Below are 16,315 nucleotides of genomic sequence, written 5' to 3' on the forward strand. Positions count from 1 at the left end.
CTTAGTAAGGCTTGAACCCAGAAAAGAACATCTCGTGAGCATCAGTCTGAATCAACTTTTCAAGAGGTACTTCGCCGCCGATTGTTTGCAAAAGACTTTGTTGATAAATTTGTATTTGTCCGTCGGGAAACTGACGCTGCACGATTCTAAATCTCAACAATCTTTTTTTAGCATCTGGACCATCACCTTGGATCAAGAATTCTTTAGCGCTCAAATCAATGCTGGACTGCCCAGCAGTTTTGATTGTCACCGTCTTTTCAATGGGTGCAGGAGAGTTCTTCAAATTACTCAACATCCCTGTTTGTAAATACTTTATAAACCCATTGGCATCAAATTTTTGACTGATGTCTTTGGGAATATTAATAACCCCAACCGCATAAAGTGAATTCTCGACCTTGGAAGCCTCTATCGTCATGGTCAGCTTATGACCATCAAACATCACTGATTTTTCAGCACGGCTTGGCTTGCCTGGATACAGCGCTTCGTAAAGCAAATCGTCTGAACGAACCGTTCTCCAATCCAAAGTTGGAGAACATGCAGACACCGTCAGCAAAAGCCCAAGAATGATGAATAAGTTTCGCAACATGATTTGTTTAATTTGCATAAAATAAGATTATGCCCATTCAACCTCACTTCAGCAGATTTATGACAATCAAACATTTTCTAGTAGCTGGACTCATTTCCGTATTCAGCCTTCTATCAGGATGTGCATCAGATACTCAACAATCAGTGCCAAACTTCAAGATTTCTGAAATATCAGGGAAAACTTTGACCCAAGCTGATATTGCTGGAAAAGTCACCGTCATTAATTTTTGGGCAACCAGTTGCGTGACATGCGTTAAAGAAATGCCTGATTTGGTCAATACCTATGAAAAGTACAAATCACAAGGCTTAGAGTTCATTGCCTTAGCAATGTCTTATGACCCACCGATGTACGTGGTGAACTTTGCAGAAACGCGCAAACTGCCATTCATTGTTGCCATGGATTCAGACGGGAGTGCCGCAAAAGCATTTGGGAAAATTCAGCTGACCCCAACGACGCTTGTGATCAACAAGCAGGGAAAAATCATCAAGCGCTATGTGGGCGAACCTGAGTGGAATGACTTCCACAAGTTACTAGAAAAATCTTTGGCAGATAAAACCTAGTTCTAAGCTAGTTCAGATCTAATTCTGAGCTAGCCGATAACTCACCTGCCAATTGATTGATTAAACAACACCTGCCTTGTGAGCTTGTTCGTCTGCGTGATAGCTTGATCTGACCATCGCTCCAACCGCTGCATGAGTGAAGCCCATCGCATAAGCTTCTTTCTCAAACATGGCGAATGTGTCAGGGTGCACGTAACGACGCACCGGTAAATGATGGCCTGATGGCGCCAAGTACTGGCCAATGGTCAGCATATCGATGTCATGCTCACGCATGTCTTTCATCACTTCTAAAATCTCTTCGTCTGTTTCACCAAGGCCAACCATCAAACCACTCTTGGTTGAAACATGAGGATAGCGAGCCTTGAAGTCTTTTAACAACTTCAATGAGTGCATGTAGTCTGAGCCTGGACGCGCTTCTTTGTATAAGCGTGGCACAGTTTCTAGGTTGTGGTTCATCACATCTGGCAAGCCATCATTGAAGATATCCAAAGCCTTCTCAAGTCTGCCCCTGAAGTCTGGCACTAAGACTTCAATTTTTGTTTGGGGAGATGATTCTTTTGTTTTGGTGATGCAGTTAACAAAATGCTGAGCACCGCCATCACGAAGATCATCACGATCAACGCTGGTGATCACCACATAAGACAGTTTGAGTGCTGCAATTGTTTTGGCAAGATTATTGGGCTCTTCTAAATCAAGAGGATCTGGTCTTCCATGCCCAACATCACAAAACGGACAACGACGGGTGCATTTATCACCCATGATCATGAATGTTGCAGTGCCTTTACCAAAACACTCGCCAATATTTGGGCAGCTGGCTTCTTCACAAACCGTCACCAATTGATTTTCACGAAGGATCTTTTTGATCTCATTAAAGCGAGAATTACCAGAAGCAGCTTTCACCCTGATCCAATCAGGTTTTTTTAAAACTTCTTCAATCGGCACAATCTTGATTGGAATGCGCGATGTTTTATCAGCAGATTTTTGTTTTTGATTTGGATCGTAGGTCTTGGTCATGACCGCACCTCTAATTGTTGAGATAAATGGCTCACTATATTTTTTGCCACAATGTCGATATTGTCGCTCACCCCAAGGCTCTTCATATCAATTGTCTTTAAACCCTCATAACCACAGGGGTTGATTGCCAAAAAGGGCTTTAGATCCATATCCACATTGAGTGCCAGGCCATGATAACAACATTGCTTGGTCACCTTAAGCCCCAAGGCAGCAATTTTTGCTCCATGCAGTTCTGCAGGGATGGCTGGCTCACCAGCCAGGTAGATGCCTGGCGCCCCTGATTTTCTTTGACTCACAATGCCAAAATCTGCCAAAGTATCAATGATGGCCTGCTCAATGCGATGCACCAAGTCTCGAACAAATAGACGTCTGCGGCGCAAATCCAATAACAAATAAATGACCAATTGCCCAGGGCCGTGATAAGTGATCTGACCACCTCGATCAATTGGAATCAACGGTATTTGTGCATTAGGCTGAAGTAAGTGAGCCGCATCCCCAGCTTGGCCCAATGTGTAAGTCGGCGGATGCTGCAACACCCAAATCTCATCAGATGTTTCAGTTGAGCGTTGCGCCGTGAAGTTTTTCATCGCCTCAAATGTTGGCAAATACTCCTGCAAACCTAATTGGCGAATGATGATCGTCATTATTTATAAAACAACACTCACCATTGGGTGGGTTGATAGGGTTCTGTAAAGCTCATCTAATTGCTCGCGGCTTATGACATGCACCGTCACTGTTAAACCCAAATAATTACCATTTTTTGATGGCCTACATTCAGTGGTAGTGATGTCGTAATTTTTATCGAACTGTAAAACAATATTCTGAACAGCTTCTTGATAACCAGGCACAGACTTACCCATGACTTTGATCGGAAAGTCACACGGGTATTTGATCAACGATTCTTCTGCTGGAATATCCATGCTCAATCAACGCCTCGAGGATCAGGTTGCCCATGAAAAGCACTCACAATCAAATCACGGATGCAATGTAACTTGCGGTGGAAAAAATGATCGGCGCCCGGTATCACTTGCACTGTTAACTCTTGAGGTCTGGCCCAATCTAAAACACTGGTCAAGGGAATCACATCGTCCACTTCTCCATGGATCACAATCGTGTTCTTAGGCACTGGAGCAACATCCCATTTACCTGTTGCAGAACCCACCATGATGAGTCGCTCAGGCGGCATCTGCATTTCTTCTAAATGCTTCACAACATAACTGCTGACATAACTACCAAAAGAAAAACCTGCGATCACCAAAGGTAATTCACCCACCAATAATGGCCAACCTTGCCCCTCTAATTCAGAAATCTCTTGCCAACCAAAAGAATCTTTCATCCAGGCAATGACAGCCAATATATCTTGCGTTTCACCTTTGCCATCGTCGTGCACGCCTTCAGATGCACCAACACCTCTGAAGTTTGGTCTGACAGTCACATAATTTAATTGCGCAAGTGTGCGCGCCAAAGTTTGTGCCACTTTATTGTCCATCGTGCCGCCCAACAGCGGATGAGGGTGCGCCACCAAGGCAATGCCTCTTGGACGAAAGTTTGCTGGGTCATGCTTTAAACCCTCAGGCAAATCTAAAGATGCCTCAATGATTCCAGCAGGCCCCTTCAAATGAATTTTGATGGTTCGATTCACTTAATCAATCCTTAATCGATCAACCACTTGGCCTTTAACAAAATGTGTATCAATGATTTCATCAATGTCACTTTGATCAATGGCGGTGTACCAAATCCCTTCTGGATAAACAACCATCACCGGGCCATGAGCACAGCGGTCCAAACATCCCGCTTTATTAACTCTCACCTTGCCTTCGCCTGACAAGCCCAAGTCCTTACACCGAAGCTTGGCATGCTCAAATAGGCCTTGAGCGTTGTGCTGGGCACAACAGTCTTTACCGTTTTCACGCTGGTTCAAACAAAAGAATAAGTGGTATTTAAAGTGGCTCATTTTGAAAATTATATAGACGACTTGAGTTTCAAGCCTTTTATTAAAGAGAGGCATGCTGCTACTGGCCAAATCCAAGCCAGCCATGACATCAAATGGTTAAAGTGCAATAACCGACCTTGGCGCCACTCTTGAATGGTCACTAAATAGTATGGGTTTTGCGGAAAGAAATTCACCAAGAACAACATACCAAGCAAAGCGCAAATACCAATCAAATACAAATAAACCCTGTTCAATTGCAAAGCCCCAAACAATAGAATTGTTGAAAATATCATTCCCCATAATGCAGGCGGAGTTAACCACGCAAAGCTTTTATCAGCCCCAAACTGCATTCCTGAAAACAAAGCTTTCAAAATAATCGTGGTGATCAGTAAACAAAATAACAGTACTAATTTGGGCGCATCCTTGCGCATGGTCAATGCAATGCTGATACCAGCGAAAATCCAGGCCAGCATCGTTGTGGCGATTTCAATCGTGGCAAAGTTAAAAGTACTTGTCCAAAGAATCGAATTGGGCCACTTGGTCGCAAGTCCACCCATGGCCAGCCATGCTGTTTGGGGATAAATTTGCGCCCATGGAAATGCCATTAGCAACAAAATACCGCTAGATCGCACCCCAAACCATTCAACCCTCTTTCTTTGAAAAATACTTCCAGAAAGCCAAGCGGGGTCCAATGTGATGGCAATGAGTGCGCCTATTGCTACCCCAGATATGTTTGCCCACCAATCAACATTGCTGGGTATCCGAGTCACTAGCCAAGTCTGTAAAGATTCCAAACCTGCAGAAAGAAAAGCGCCAATGATGATTGACAACAACAAGGCACGATAAGATTTCAGGCGAGGATAAACAGCAAAAACAATTAAAAAACCCAAGGGCAAATAACCCAAAATATTGGTAAAAACATCAAATGAAGTGATGTACTGAGGGATTGGCGCAAAAATCCAATCCAAGTAAGTGGCGCCCACGCTGACATTGAAATTGAACGGATAAATACTGGCGTAAATGATCAACAAAATATAAGAAAAGCATGCCATCCTTGCGGTTGGCATCGGCAAATCTGGCCAGTTAAGGCGTTGAGGTCTTTGAAAATTTCCTGTCATAGCCACATAGTACCTACAATATTGAAATGGCAATCAATTGGATCCTAGAAACTGTTGATCAAAGTCCTTCAACCAACGAAGACTTGATGGCTCGGTGGCGAGCTGGTCAGCTATGGGAACCCATTGCCAGAAAAGCCATCACACAAACCTCTGGCAAGGGACGCCTTGGCAGATCTTGGGTCAGCCATGCCCAGCAAGCACTGACATTTTCAGTTGCTTACCCATTCAAAAAAAACATTTCTGAACTATCAGGATTAAGCCTTGCCTGCGGACTTGCCGTGGTCAAAGGAATCAGTCAAGCCAGCGGAATTTCTCAGGAAGATTTAAAAAAATCAGGTTTGGGTCTCAAATGGCCGAACGATATCTTCTTCAATGAAAAAAAATTAGCTGGCATGCTCTTAGAAGGCGGTCAATTAGATTCAAATCAATCAACTTGGTTGGTGATTGGCATTGGGATTAATTTGACGACGGATGAGGCCTTAGAAAATACCATTCAACGCCCCATTGCCAGCTTAGATCAGATCAGCCAAACTAAAAAGATAGATGCTGATGTTTTATGGCTTGCTATCCTCAAAGAACTCGCGAAGACCATTGAAGTCTTTGAACAACATTCTTTCGCTAAGTTTCAAGAAGAATGGAACTCATGGGATATTTATAGAAATCAATCCTGTGCCATTATTCAGAATGAGCAAATACAGTTTGAGGGTTTTGAGCGAGGGGCGGATGATCAAGGTCATTTACTGATCGAATCTAACAATAAGATACAAAAAATTATCAGTGGTGACGTTTCTTTAAAGGCAAAAGCATGAGCATCTTGTTGATTGACATCGGCAACAGCAGACTCAAATGGGCGATGGCCTCCAGTAATGGTGACTTAGACTCTGATTTTATTGATCAAGGCTCGAGCATGAATGATTCACCCACTCAACTTACTGAATTTGATCCACTATCAAAAAATCAATCTATTGAGAAAATCATCTGCTCAAGTGTCATCGGCGAAACTCAAACACTTGCTCTTAAAAAACATTTAAAAACAATCATGCCTCAAGCATCGTGGTTTAAAATGAATGGCTTATCAGCCATAGAGCACCTGGGTAGTCAATATGATCAACCAGAGCAGTTGGGTGCTGACAGGAGAGCCATGGCGCTTGGGGCTCATCAGATGTTTCCAAATAAAAATCTATTGGTGATCAGTGCTGGAACTGCGACGACCATTGATCTCATCACACCCTCTCACCACATGGGTGGGTGGATTATTCCTGGCATGGCATTGATGACCAATGCTCTGAATTTAAACACCGCTCAACTACCCAAGGTTTCAACCGACAAAGAAGATTCATCATTGAAGATTGGCACGAACACCCACGATGGTATCTATCAAGGGATTCTGGCCAGCCACATTGGTGCCATCACGATGGCTCAAGAATATGCAAAGAATCAAAAAATCAAACTGGATCTGATGATTGTTACTGGTGGAAATGCCAAAACTTTGGTCGCACTTCTTAAAGAATGTTCTTCATCAGTGCCGGTTCATCATGAAGAGCAAATGGTTCTTAAAGGACTTTTAGCTTGGAACAAGATGGGATTAACTTCATGAGTAAAAAACTAAAAGCCGCTTTGATCATTGCCATCAGCGTTGTCATTTTGCTGGCGCTACAAATTAATGCCAACTCTTTTAGAGCTCAAAGCCATATTAATTCTTGGGTTGAAACTGCGTCTCAAGGATCAACAACATCGACTCAAGAAAACGATCAAATCAAAATTTTCAGTCCAGCTCAATCGGTGCAATCTAACTCATCAAGCCCTGATCTTGTTGACAAGAGCCGTCGTTGATCGATCGTGAATGAATGGAATCGCGTAAGCTTTTCCACCCCAAGTTTTGACCAAGGCTGTTTCGGCCAAATCATCAATTTGATAATCGCCACCTTTGACATAAATATCTGGCTTTACTTTAGCAATCAACTCAACCGGTGTTTTTTCTGCAAACATCACAACCAAGTCAACAGACTCCAAAGCGGCCAATAAGGCCATGCGATCATCTTGCGTATTGAGTGGTCTTGCGTCCCCTTTGCCCAGCATGCGTACTGAACTGTCTGCATTAACGCCCAGCACCAAACTAGCGCCAAGGCTTTTAGCCTGAGCAAGGTAACTCACATGACCTCTGTGCAAAATATCAAACACACCATTTGTAAAAACGATGGGTTTTGGCAAACGAGCCAAAGCTTCCTGCAGATTCTCTACAGAACAAATCTTCTTCTCAAATGCTGGCAGCGGTAATTTATCAAGATTTAGCGTTGTCATAGGCAACATCTTACAACCGACTAGATATTTTCTAAATTATTTAACAATGTTTGAGCGTGCTGAGTGATCAGGAGCTGCTCTTCTGCATCAATTTTCTGTAGATTGGCCGTCATCAAACGAGTTCTCGGATTTTTTTCAAACTCAGCCCGATGATTGATTAAAAAATTCCAATACAAGGTCGTCATTGGGCAAGCATCGGGCCCATATCTTTTGCTTGATTGGTATGAGCAAGACTCACAATAATTACTCATTCTTTTGATGTATGCGCCACTGGCAACATAGGGCTTGCTCGTAAATCTTCCACCATTGGCAAATAAAGCCATACCAGCCGTATTTGGCAACTCAACCCACTCAAGCGCATCCACATAAATGGCCAGATACCACTCACAAACTTGCTGAGGCAATAACTCCGCCAACAGAGCAACATTACCCGTGACCATCAATCTTTGAATGTGATGAGCGTAACCATATTTCAGAGTTTGTTGAATAGCGTCTTTCATGCAGGCCATTTTGGTGTTAGCCGTCCAATACCAATCAGGCAACTTTCTTTGATGCTGATAAAAGTTATCCTCTGCCATTTTTGGCATATCCAAGTAATACATGCCTCGAATAAATTCACGCCAACCTAAAATTTGACGCACAAAGCCTTCAACCGCACTCAAAGATACTTGCTTCTTTTCATATGCCTGAATGGCGGAATCAACCACTTCTTTGGGATCAATGAGTTTTAAGTTGAGTGATGTGGACAATATGGAGTGCCAACCAAAAGGAGTGTTGGTCCACATGGCATCTTGATGAGCTCCGAATAAGGGCAAGCGATATTCAATAAAATGACTCAAAGCTAACAATGCTTGCTCCCTGGTCACAGCCCAGGCAAAGCTCTCTAGCTCTCCAGGATGCTTGGAGTATGTTGACTCAACATAAGTCATCACCTCTTTGCTGATGGCATCAGGAGTAAACCATTTAGGTTCAGTTATTTGTCCAGGGCCCTTTTTGGGATAGGGCTTTCTGTTTTGCTCATCAAAGTTCCATTGACCACCCTCAGGTTCCCCATCTTCTTGAATCAGGACCTTGTGTTTTTTACGCAAGTACCGATAAAAGTATTCAAGTCTGATTTCTTTTTTATCGCCCACCCATTCTTTGAACTCATCAAAGTCACAATAAAAATGATTGTCAGGTTCAATCGTCAAATAGATTTGAAGCTCACTGGCTAAATCTTGTAACTCTTTTCTTAATCGCCATTCACCAGGCTCAACACAAACCAAATGAGTGAAATGGTGTTTCTGAATATGCTCCTTGAGCACAGAGACTATTGATAGCTTGCTTTGCTTCACATACGTCAGTGCGTATTTTTTCTTTTTTAATACTTCTGCAAAGTGGCGCATCGCTGATAAGAAAAGAGCGATCTTTGCTTTATGTGTCCAAACATAATTGGCCTCAAATTCAGACTCAATCATGATCACTTCATCTTTTGCCGCATCGAAATGATTAAAGGCCGAACTATCGGCCTTTAATTGATCACCTAGAACTAAGACAAGTTTTTTCACATCAATTAGCTGAACGTTTTGTGCGCCAACCTTTGACGTTCGCAGAAATATCTTGAAGTGCGGCCATGACCTTTACACCTTCAGGTGTTCGCTTGCGCAGGGCTTGATTCTCGCCACCCACCCATAACTCCACTCCTGGTGCTAACTTTGACTTGAGCTCATTCAAACCATCAACCACTTGGTTTTGATTCATTTGTGAAGAAAACGATAAAGCAATCACATCTGCTTTTTGAGCTCTGGCTGCTTGAGCAATTTCAAGAATCGGGGTTTGCGTTCCTAAAGATACACATGAACACCCTTCCAAAGCCATCAACGCTTCGGCCATCAAAAGACCCAAGCTGTGAGGCTCCTGCGGAAATGTTGTTAATAGGATTCTTGGTCTGGATGATTCTTCATTTTGACCGATGTGTCCACGTGGCACTGAATTAATCGCTGTTCTCAACAAGTGTTTGATTTGTTCTGTGAACAAATGTTCTTCGTGGATCTCCAACTTACCATTGGCCCAGTACTCACCAATATTTCTGATGAGTGGTGCAACCACCTCAATCACAAAGCGATCCAAGCCAATCTTCATCAACGTTGTGGAAAGTGCCAATCTCAAAGCTTCAGTTTGATGAGATCTCAATAAATCTAAATACCGATCCATTTCTTCTTGAGAAATCATCGATAAAGAATGAGTAGTGACCTCTGCGGTTTGATTACTTTTAGCACTTAACTCTTTGAGGGCTTCGATAGGCAATGGAACGATTCGCCCAGGACGAAATCCCAGGTCTAATAATCTTTTTAAAACTCGCAGTTTTTCGATTTGATCGGCCGGATAAACACGATCGTCATTCTTATCCCTGAGTGGTATTGGAAAGTCATAACGTCTTTCCCACACTCGAAGTGTGTCTTTAGCGATGCCAGTGTCTCGCTCTACTGCAGCGATACTCAGCATGTCTGGCAAATTGTTAAACCTAACATTCATAAGGGAAAACTCAAGTTTGTCGCCAAGTTAATACGAGGTATCGACGAGTAAATTCTACACTGTCTAAGACATAATTTGCATTTATTTTAATTTATGCTTAATATTGCACCATATTGTCGATTTGACCTAGACAAAGTTAAATGTTGTCCAAGGTCAATGTGGCAAATACTCATAAAAATGGGTCGAGGAGACAAACCCAATGATGGTCGGAGCTGAGAACAGGTCCAAAACCCCACAACAGGCAGGTAAAAGCCTGGGGGCTGATTTTTACAGAATGGCCTTAACAGCCCTTCTGCTGATGGTTCTTATGTGGAGTTTTTGGCCAAAGGAAGCTGTTGCGATGAATTGTTCAAAAACGCTGTCCCATACCTTTTTAAGACTTCAGGATGAAGCCCCTCAGAATCTTTGCCAATATCAGGGCAAAGTGGTGCTCATCGTCAATACAGCCAGTTATTGCGGCTTTACAAGCCAATATGATGGTCTAGAGAAGCTTTATAGCCAGTACAAAGACAAAGGATTCGTCATTCTTGGCTTTCCATCCAATGACTTTGGCAAACAAGAGCCTGGATCCAACAAAGAAATCGCTGATTTTTGTCACAACACCTATGGGGTTAAATTTCCCATGTTTGCCAAATCATCCGTCACTGGCCCTGATGCAAACCCACTTTTTAAGCACTTGATTGAACAAACAGGCACCAAACCCCGTTGGAACTTCTATAAATATTTGGTGGATCGTCAAGGTAATGTCATTGAGGCATACAGCAGCATGACATCCCCCAGCAGCAAAAAGATTGTTGCTCAAATTGAAAAGTTACTTCAGGAGAAACCATAATGAATGCCCCGGAAAAGATTTTTCTTCCTGATGTTCAAGCAAGCCATGATGAACGCAACATTGTCATTCAGAAAGTGGGCATCAAATCTGTGCGTCATCCTGTTCAGATTAAAACCAAAGCAGGCTCACAGGCGAGCGTCGCCATGATTGACATGACTGTTAAGCTTCCATCAGATGTCAAAGGCACTCACATGTCTAGATTTTTAGAAGTTTTACAAAACCAACACGCGCCACTTGAGTTTGATTCTGTTAAGTCTTTGATGAGCACCATGCTTGAGCGCCTAGAAGCAACAGAAGGTCATATTGATATGAAGATGCCACTTTTCTTAAATAAAGTGGCGCCAGTGTCAGGCGTTGAGAGTTTGCTTGATTACGACTTACACATCAAAGCAGCTTTTGAGAAAGGTGCGCTGCGTTACACGCTTCAAGTGCAAGTTCCAGTGACCAGCTTGTGCCCTTGTTCGAAAAAAATATCAGAGTACGGCGCTCACAATCAGCGCTCACACATTGTGATTGCAGCCGAGATCACAGAAAACATGGACGCTGAAGACTTGATCAAAATAGCTGAGCAAGCAGCTTCTTGTGAACTATGGGGTCTACTGAAGCGCCCTGATGAAAAATACGTCACTGAAAAAGCTTATGACAATCCTAAATTTGTAGAGGATTTGGTTCGAGACATTGCTGTGGCACTTGATCACTCAGACAAAGTGGTTGCTTACGAAGTGTCATCAGAGAATTTTGAATCTATTCACAACCACTCTGCTTATGCATGGTTAGCCAAAGATAAACGTCACACCCATTAACCCTTTTAACCACAAGACATGAAGCCCGCTGAGCGCAGTTTCTCTCCCTCCCTTATTTATGCTCAGGGGTGTCTTGTGGTTTTCTTATTTAAAGCCAATGAAAGAGTCTCATGAAAATAGCCATCGTTGGCGCTGGCATATCAGGCCTTGGCTGTGCATATGCTCTTAGCAAATTAGATAACTGTGAAGTCACCATCTACGAAGGTGGCAATCACATTGGTGGACACAGCAATACAGTTGATCTGACCCTTGATACCCCATCAGGCAAAGTCAGTCACGGTGTCGATACCGGATTTTTGGTATTCAATCAAAGAACCTATCCAAGACTGATTCGCTTGTTCCATGAGATAGACGTAGAGATTGCTAAATCTGACATGTCTTTCTCTGTGTCCATCCCCAAACAAAATGGTGATGTACTTGAGTGGTCGGGCACCAGCATTGACTCATTATTTGCTCAAAGAAAAAATATCTTGAGCCCTTCATTTTTGCGCATGGTCAAAGACATCATTCGATTCAATCGAATCTGTACAAAATTGGCTGCGGATAAGCGATTGGATGAGATTGATTTAACTGTTGGTGAATTTATTAAAAAACATCGCTTCAGTCAGGAATTTCAAGATTGGTATTTTTTACCCATGGTTGGAGCCATTTGGTCCTGCCCGGTTTCTCAAATGTTGGCATTCCCAATTGCAACCATGATCAGATTTTGCTTCAACCATGGATTGATTCAGATTGCAGATAGGCCTCAATGGTTAACTGTCCAAGGTGGCTCAAGAGAATACGTCAAAAAATTATGTGCCCACATCGAACAGAATGGTGGCTCATTCATTCGAGAGCACGTCACCTCTGTTTCAAGAAATGCGAATCAAGTCAACATCAACACTGCTCATGGCACCATCAGTTATGACCATGTGGTGATGGCCTGTCACAGCGATCAAGCGCTTGATGTCTTAAAAGATCCAAGCGCTGAAGAAAATAACATTCTTGGTTCTGTTAAGTATCAAGATAATCGAGCCGTTTTACACACCGACAGTTCTTTATTGCCAAGTGAAAAAAAATGCTGGGCTGCCTGGAACTATGCCAGTACCCAAAGTGAAAATCTCCAAGATCAAGAAGTTTGCGTTAATTATTTAATCAATCAACTGCAACCCTTGCCTGAAAGCTGGGCCAATCAGCCAGTGATTGTCAGCTTGAACCCCGTGGTTGAGCCCAAAGCAGAAACAATTCATGCCGACATTCAGTATGCGCACCCCGTGTTTGATCAGGCAGCCATTCTTGCTCAACAAAACTTATCTTTAATACAAGGTCTGAGGAATACATGGTACTGTGGAGCATGGACCGGTTACGGATTCCACGAAGATGGCCTGCGCTCGGGTGAACTTGTGGCTGAAGCAATCCAGGAAATTTTAAGATCTCCGAGAAAAACACCAATATCAGCATGAGCATTGCAAAAATTTGTTTTGGCCAAGTTCGACATGCTCGACTAAAACCTGCCATTAATAAGTTTGCATACTCTGTCTTTACTTTGCGCATACCGATGCGCCAAAGAAAAACCAATCCCAAAGGGATATCTCAAATTGGCTTGGGCGATAACAAGCTTTCTTGGCTCACTTTCTACGACAAAGACCATGGTAGAGGTGAAAACGATTCCCTTACCTGGGCTCTTGATCTAGTCAAAAGCGAAGGCATCACAGACATTGATGGCGAAGTCTGGCTCCAAACATTTCCCAGGGTTTTAGGCTATGTATTTAATCCTGTGAGCTTTTGGTTTTTCGAAAATCACTCAGGCGATTTGAAAGCCATCTTGGCGGAAGTCAACAACACCTTTGGCGAGAGGCATTGCTACCTGTTGAGCAACCCAGACGGTCGCTCCATTCAATGGGGTCAAAGCTTTTTATCCAATAAGGTCTTTCATGTATCACCCTTTTGCGAAGTCAAAGGTGAATACCAATTCAGATTTTTCTCCAAGGCAGACTCTGGACAACACGTTGCTCGAATTGAATACCATGACCAGGGCCCCCTCCTGATCACCAGCGTTAGTGGGACTGAACAAGATATTGATTTAAAAAGTATCATTTGGTCTGCAATTAGATATCCAGCCATGAGCATTGGAGTGATTGTCAGAATTCATTGGCAAGCTTTACGTTTGTGGCTAAAAGGTGTCCAATTTCATAGCAAACCAACACCGCCTTCTACGGAAGTGAGTAAATGAGTTCAAACACCAATACCATCGATGGATTCTTGCCAAGCTTGCCTTGGCACGCAAGAGCCGTTCTTTCACTTTTAAAGAATATCCAAGTCGGTCAATTACAAGTTATCAGCCCTGAAGGCGAGCATCTCACCTTTAAGGGTGCGCATGCCGGTATTGAAGCAACGATTCAGATTCATGACTGGGAAGTTTGCAAATCTTGTTTGAAGTCTGGTGACATTGGCTTTGCAGAAAGTTACATCAAAGGTCTTTGCGACTCACCCGATCTTTTGGCTCTACTTAGATTGCTGTTGGCCAACAGACAAGAAATTGAAACCATCATCTATGGCAATTGGTGGGGTCGCTTGGGTTATCGCATCAAACATTGGTTCAATAAAAATACCAAAGCGGGCAGCAAAAAAAATATTCATGCGCACTACGACATCGGCAATGCTTTTTATGCCCTTTGGCTAGACCCCAGCATGACCTACTCAAGCGCTTGCTTTGATAACAAAGACACGCCTTTGGTAGAAGCTCAAATTGCTAAGTATCAAAAAATCATTCAATCGCTCACGGTTGCTCCTGGAGAAAAAATTCTTGAGGTTGGTTGTGGGTGGGGCGGCCTCATGGAGCAAGCCTGCTTGAATGGCATCAACATTGACTGCTTGACCATCTCTGAAGAGCAAGCCAAATATGCGCGTGAGCGTGGTGGCAGAATTCAATCAACAGATTCAGGTACTCATCAAGTTTTGTTACAAGACTACCGAGATCATCAAGAACAGTACGATGGCATTGCCTCAATTGAAATGTTTGAGGCCGTTGGTGAAAGTTACTGGCCAAGTTATTTTGAGATGCTTCAACGATGCTTAAAGCCTGGTAAAAAAGCCTGCATCCAAACCATCGTTATTGCTGATGACTTATTTGAAAAATACCGCAACAGCTCTGACTTTATTCAACAGTACGTGTTTCCTGGTGGTATGTTGCCTTCAGAAGAAAAATTCAAAGAAGCTGCAGCCAAGCAGGGTCTTGTGACTGAAAGCGTTTATCGATTTGGGCAAGATTATCAAAAGACCTTGGTCTTATGGCATGAAAAGTTCAATCAGCAGTTAGACGCCATCAAAGCCCAGGGGTTTGATCAAAAGTTCATTCGTCTATGGAATCTTTACTTGATGTACTGCGCTGCAGGTTTTGCTGAGAAGAGCACTGATGTCATTCAATTCACATTGAGAAAGCCCGACACAAATGGCGCTTAATCAGCGAGTCATTAGTTTTTATAACAAACGGATCTGGATCATTGGCGCATCCAGTGGGATTGGCGAAGCTTGCGCCCAGGCTTTCCTGAGTCATGGTGCCAAAGTAGCTCTCAGTGCACGTCGCATCGACAAACTCAAAGCCATTCAAGATAAATGGCCAACAGATCAAACCCTTTGCTTACCAGCCAATGCACAAAACAATGATGAATTAAGCACAGCCTACCAATCAATCAAGCAAACATGGGGTGGTATTGATTTGCTCTTGTATGTTTCTGGCATCTACGAACCCATGCGTGCCGATAATTTTGATTTGGCCAAAGCCACTGACATCATCAATACCAATATCATTGGTGCTATGAGCGCTTGCTCAATCACTTTGCCTGATTTCATCCAACAACAATCTGGTGGCATTGCCATTGTGAGCAGTGTTGCTGGCTACAGTGGCTTGCCGCAATCTCTTGCTTATGGACCAAGCAAAGCAGCGATGATCAATTTTTGCGAAACGCTTTATTACGACTTGAAACCAAAGAACGTGGCCGTTTACATGATCAACCCTGGTTTTGTGTCCACGGAAGCAACTGCTAAAAATGATTTTGAAATGCCGGCTTTGATCACAACAGAACAAGCTGCTACTGAAATTTTAGATGGCATACAAGCTGGGGAATTTGACATTCATTTCCCTAAGAGATTTTCATATTTTTTGAAATTTTTGCGACTACTGCCTTATCCAGTTTATTTTTTTCTTATCAAAAAATTCATTAAGATTTAAATGACAAGTCAGCATATTCAACGGGTGATTGATCAGTTTGAAAAGCTATCGCCCAATTCCATTGATGCATTGGTGGCGCTTTACTCAAAAGATGCCTTTTTCAAAGATCCTTTCAATGAAGTTAAAGGGCATGCAAACATCAGACATATTTTTACTCACATGTTCACGCAAGTGAACAACCCACACTTTGTGATTAAAAATACCCTAGAAAATGGATCTCATGCTTGCTTGATCTGGGAATTCATTTTTCAACTCAAGAAATCTCCCGAAATTAATCAAGTCATCAGAGGTTGTACCTGGATGACCTTCAATGAAGAAGCCCTCATCACAGAACATCGCGACTACTGGGATGCCGCTGAAGAGCTTTATGAAAAAATTCCAGTCCTGGGTGGACTGATGCGTTGGCTAAAAAAAAGGGCCCGTGAATAGGCCCGATTTAAAGAT

Annotated in this window: 21 protein-coding genes; 11 read left to right on the top strand and 10 right to left on the bottom strand. The window is 42.9% G+C overall.

The window, feature by feature from the left end:
* Position 1: 1 nt before the first annotated feature.
* Positions 2-586 carry a hypothetical protein gene (locus tag AOC33_RS01570; RefSeq protein WP_143744003.1) on the bottom strand — a complete coding sequence of 195 codons (585 nt, stop codon included), beginning with the start codon at positions 584-586 and terminating at the stop codon, positions 2-4.
* A gap of 29 nt (positions 587-615) precedes the next feature.
* Here AOC33_RS01570 and AOC33_RS01575 point away from each other — a divergent pair, with 29 nt between their 5' ends.
* Positions 616-1,146 (top strand): TlpA family protein disulfide reductase, encoded by a 531-nt coding sequence (locus tag AOC33_RS01575; protein WP_089514853.1) that lies wholly within the window; start codon positions 616-618, stop codon positions 1,144-1,146.
* A 60-nt stretch (positions 1,147-1,206) separates the two neighbouring features.
* On the opposite strand, the gene lipA is transcribed toward AOC33_RS01575, so the two are convergent.
* From lipA to AOC33_RS01605, 6 genes are read right to left on the bottom strand one after another with little or no spacing between them, the layout of a single operon-like run.
* The gene (lipA, locus tag AOC33_RS01580) at positions 1,207-2,160 is read right to left on the bottom strand and encodes a lipoyl synthase (RefSeq protein ID WP_089514854.1); all 954 of its coding nucleotides are present in this window, start codon (positions 2,158-2,160) and stop codon (positions 1,207-1,209) included.
* On the bottom strand, positions 2,157-2,804 hold the full coding sequence (lipB, locus tag AOC33_RS01585; RefSeq protein ID WP_180738074.1) for a lipoyl(octanoyl) transferase LipB: 648 nt from the start codon (positions 2,802-2,804) through the stop codon (positions 2,157-2,159). The genes lipA and lipB overlap by 4 nt, the downstream gene beginning before the upstream one ends.
* A gap of 3 nt (positions 2,805-2,807) precedes the next feature.
* Positions 2,808-3,080 carry an HP0495 family protein gene (locus tag AOC33_RS01590; protein WP_089514855.1) on the bottom strand — a complete coding sequence of 91 codons (273 nt, stop codon included), beginning with the start codon at positions 3,078-3,080 and terminating at the stop codon, positions 2,808-2,810.
* Positions 3,081-3,082: 2 nt separating this feature from the next.
* Positions 3,083-3,802 (bottom strand): alpha/beta hydrolase, encoded by a 720-nt coding sequence (locus tag AOC33_RS01595; protein ID WP_089514856.1) that lies wholly within the window; start codon positions 3,800-3,802, stop codon positions 3,083-3,085.
* Positions 3,803-4,114 carry a (2Fe-2S) ferredoxin domain-containing protein gene (locus tag AOC33_RS01600; protein ID WP_089514857.1) on the bottom strand — a complete coding sequence of 104 codons (312 nt, stop codon included), beginning with the start codon at positions 4,112-4,114 and terminating at the stop codon, positions 3,803-3,805.
* Between the two features lie 8 nt (positions 4,115-4,122).
* Positions 4,123-5,211 (bottom strand): VanZ family protein, encoded by a 1,089-nt coding sequence (locus AOC33_RS01605; protein WP_089514858.1) that lies wholly within the window; start codon positions 5,209-5,211, stop codon positions 4,123-4,125.
* A gap of 26 nt (positions 5,212-5,237) precedes the next feature.
* On the opposite strand from AOC33_RS01605, the gene AOC33_RS01610 reads away from it, so the two are divergent.
* Genes AOC33_RS01610 through AOC33_RS01620 form a run of 3 tightly spaced genes read left to right on the top strand, consistent with a single transcriptional unit; the run spans position 5,238 to position 7,044 of the window.
* Complete coding sequence (locus AOC33_RS01610) at positions 5,238-6,020, top strand: biotin--[acetyl-CoA-carboxylase] ligase (RefSeq protein ID WP_089514859.1); 783 nt, start codon at positions 5,238-5,240, stop codon at positions 6,018-6,020.
* Entirely contained in the window at positions 6,017-6,808 is a 792-nt protein-coding gene (locus tag AOC33_RS01615) for a type III pantothenate kinase (protein WP_089514860.1), read from the top strand. The genes AOC33_RS01610 and AOC33_RS01615 overlap by 4 nt, the downstream gene beginning before the upstream one ends.
* Positions 6,805-7,044, top strand: a complete 240-nt coding sequence (locus AOC33_RS01620; RefSeq protein ID WP_089514861.1) for a hypothetical protein — start codon at positions 6,805-6,807, stop codon at positions 7,042-7,044. The genes AOC33_RS01615 and AOC33_RS01620 overlap by 4 nt, the downstream gene beginning before the upstream one ends.
* On the opposite strand, the gene rfaE2 is transcribed toward AOC33_RS01620, so the two are convergent.
* Genes rfaE2 through AOC33_RS01635 form a run of 3 tightly spaced genes read right to left on the bottom strand, consistent with a single transcriptional unit; the run spans position 7,009 to position 9,996 of the window.
* Positions 7,009-7,512: a D-glycero-beta-D-manno-heptose 1-phosphate adenylyltransferase gene (rfaE2, locus tag AOC33_RS01625; RefSeq protein ID WP_089514862.1), complete on the bottom strand. Its 504-nt coding sequence runs from the start codon at positions 7,510-7,512 to the stop codon at positions 7,009-7,011. The genes AOC33_RS01620 and rfaE2 overlap by 36 nt on opposite strands.
* A gap of 20 nt (positions 7,513-7,532) precedes the next feature.
* Positions 7,533-9,059 (bottom strand): cryptochrome/photolyase family protein, encoded by a 1,527-nt coding sequence (locus AOC33_RS01630; protein WP_089514863.1) that lies wholly within the window; start codon positions 9,057-9,059, stop codon positions 7,533-7,535.
* 1 nt (position 9,060) lies between these two features.
* Positions 9,061-9,996 carry a MerR family transcriptional regulator gene (locus AOC33_RS01635; protein ID WP_245835559.1) on the bottom strand — a complete coding sequence of 312 codons (936 nt, stop codon included), beginning with the start codon at positions 9,994-9,996 and terminating at the stop codon, positions 9,061-9,063.
* A 337-nt stretch (positions 9,997-10,333) separates the two neighbouring features.
* Here AOC33_RS01635 and AOC33_RS01640 point away from each other — a divergent pair, with 337 nt between their 5' ends.
* The 7 genes from AOC33_RS01640 to AOC33_RS01670 all read left to right on the top strand — a co-directional run bounded on the left by AOC33_RS01640 (position 10,334) and on the right by AOC33_RS01670 (position 16,300).
* Complete coding sequence (locus tag AOC33_RS01640) at positions 10,334-10,858, top strand: glutathione peroxidase (protein WP_245835606.1); 525 nt, start codon at positions 10,334-10,336, stop codon at positions 10,856-10,858.
* Positions 10,858-11,661, top strand: a complete 804-nt coding sequence (folE2, locus tag AOC33_RS01645) for a GTP cyclohydrolase FolE2 (RefSeq protein WP_089514865.1) — start codon at positions 10,858-10,860, stop codon at positions 11,659-11,661. Before AOC33_RS01640 ends, folE2 begins: the two co-directional genes overlap by 1 nt.
* A gap of 110 nt (positions 11,662-11,771) precedes the next feature.
* Entirely contained in the window at positions 11,772-13,103 is a 1,332-nt protein-coding gene (locus AOC33_RS01650; RefSeq protein ID WP_089514866.1) for an NAD(P)/FAD-dependent oxidoreductase, read from the top strand.
* Complete coding sequence (locus AOC33_RS01655) at positions 13,100-13,873, top strand: DUF1365 domain-containing protein (protein WP_089514867.1); 774 nt, start codon at positions 13,100-13,102, stop codon at positions 13,871-13,873. Before AOC33_RS01650 ends, AOC33_RS01655 begins: the two co-directional genes overlap by 4 nt.
* Positions 13,870-15,102, top strand: coding sequence for an SAM-dependent methyltransferase (locus AOC33_RS01660; RefSeq protein ID WP_089514868.1), 1,233 nt, complete (start codon positions 13,870-13,872; stop codon positions 15,100-15,102). The genes AOC33_RS01655 and AOC33_RS01660 overlap by 4 nt, the downstream gene beginning before the upstream one ends.
* The gene (locus AOC33_RS01665; protein ID WP_089514869.1) at positions 15,092-15,871 is read left to right on the top strand and encodes an SDR family NAD(P)-dependent oxidoreductase; all 780 of its coding nucleotides are present in this window, start codon (positions 15,092-15,094) and stop codon (positions 15,869-15,871) included. Before AOC33_RS01660 ends, AOC33_RS01665 begins: the two co-directional genes overlap by 11 nt.
* The gene (locus AOC33_RS01670; protein WP_089514870.1) at positions 15,872-16,300 is read left to right on the top strand and encodes a nuclear transport factor 2 family protein; all 429 of its coding nucleotides are present in this window, start codon (positions 15,872-15,874) and stop codon (positions 16,298-16,300) included.
* Positions 16,301-16,315: the final 15 nt, after the last annotated feature.

This window comes from Polynucleobacter cosmopolitanus, assembly GCF_002224225.1.
In the GTDB taxonomy this organism is placed as follows: domain Bacteria; phylum Pseudomonadota; class Gammaproteobacteria; order Burkholderiales; family Burkholderiaceae; genus Polynucleobacter; species Polynucleobacter cosmopolitanus.

Excerpts from the sequence above, each read along its gene's own strand:
- AOC33_RS01570 (WP_143744003.1), bottom strand. The coding sequence starts at position 586 with ATGTTGCGAAACTTATTCATCATTCTTGGGCTTTTGCTGACGGTGTCT.
- AOC33_RS01575 (WP_089514853.1), top strand. The coding sequence starts at position 616 with ATGCCCATTCAACCTCACTTCAGCAGATTTATGACAATCAAACATTTT.
- lipA (WP_089514854.1), bottom strand. The coding sequence starts at position 2,160 with ATGACCAAGACCTACGATCCAAATCAAAAACAAAAATCTGCTGATAAA.
- lipB (WP_180738074.1), bottom strand. The coding sequence starts at position 2,804 with ATGACGATCATCATTCGCCAATTAGGTTTGCAGGAGTATTTGCCAACA.
- AOC33_RS01590 (WP_089514855.1), bottom strand. The coding sequence starts at position 3,080 with ATGGATATTCCAGCAGAAGAATCGTTGATCAAATACCCGTGTGACTTT.
- AOC33_RS01600 (WP_089514857.1), bottom strand. The coding sequence starts at position 4,114 with ATGAGCCACTTTAAATACCACTTATTCTTTTGTTTGAACCAGCGTGAA.
- AOC33_RS01605 (WP_089514858.1), bottom strand. The coding sequence starts at position 5,211 with ATGACAGGAAATTTTCAAAGACCTCAACGCCTTAACTGGCCAGATTTG.
- AOC33_RS01610 (WP_089514859.1), top strand. The coding sequence starts at position 5,238 with ATGGCAATCAATTGGATCCTAGAAACTGTTGATCAAAGTCCTTCAACC.
- AOC33_RS01615 (WP_089514860.1), top strand. The coding sequence starts at position 6,017 with ATGAGCATCTTGTTGATTGACATCGGCAACAGCAGACTCAAATGGGCG.
- AOC33_RS01620 (WP_089514861.1), top strand. The coding sequence starts at position 6,805 with ATGAGTAAAAAACTAAAAGCCGCTTTGATCATTGCCATCAGCGTTGTC.
- rfaE2 (WP_089514862.1), bottom strand. The coding sequence starts at position 7,512 with ATGACAACGCTAAATCTTGATAAATTACCGCTGCCAGCATTTGAGAAG.
- AOC33_RS01635 (WP_245835559.1), bottom strand. The coding sequence starts at position 9,996 with ATGCTGAGTATCGCTGCAGTAGAGCGAGACACTGGCATCGCTAAAGAC.
- AOC33_RS01640 (WP_245835606.1), top strand. The coding sequence starts at position 10,334 with ATGTGGAGTTTTTGGCCAAAGGAAGCTGTTGCGATGAATTGTTCAAAA.
- folE2 (WP_089514865.1), top strand. The coding sequence starts at position 10,858 with ATGAATGCCCCGGAAAAGATTTTTCTTCCTGATGTTCAAGCAAGCCAT.
- AOC33_RS01650 (WP_089514866.1), top strand. The coding sequence starts at position 11,772 with ATGAAAATAGCCATCGTTGGCGCTGGCATATCAGGCCTTGGCTGTGCA.
- AOC33_RS01655 (WP_089514867.1), top strand. The coding sequence starts at position 13,100 with ATGAGCATTGCAAAAATTTGTTTTGGCCAAGTTCGACATGCTCGACTA.
- AOC33_RS01660 (WP_089514868.1), top strand. The coding sequence starts at position 13,870 with ATGAGTTCAAACACCAATACCATCGATGGATTCTTGCCAAGCTTGCCT.
- AOC33_RS01665 (WP_089514869.1), top strand. The coding sequence starts at position 15,092 with ATGGCGCTTAATCAGCGAGTCATTAGTTTTTATAACAAACGGATCTGG.
- AOC33_RS01670 (WP_089514870.1), top strand. The coding sequence starts at position 15,872 with ATGACAAGTCAGCATATTCAACGGGTGATTGATCAGTTTGAAAAGCTA.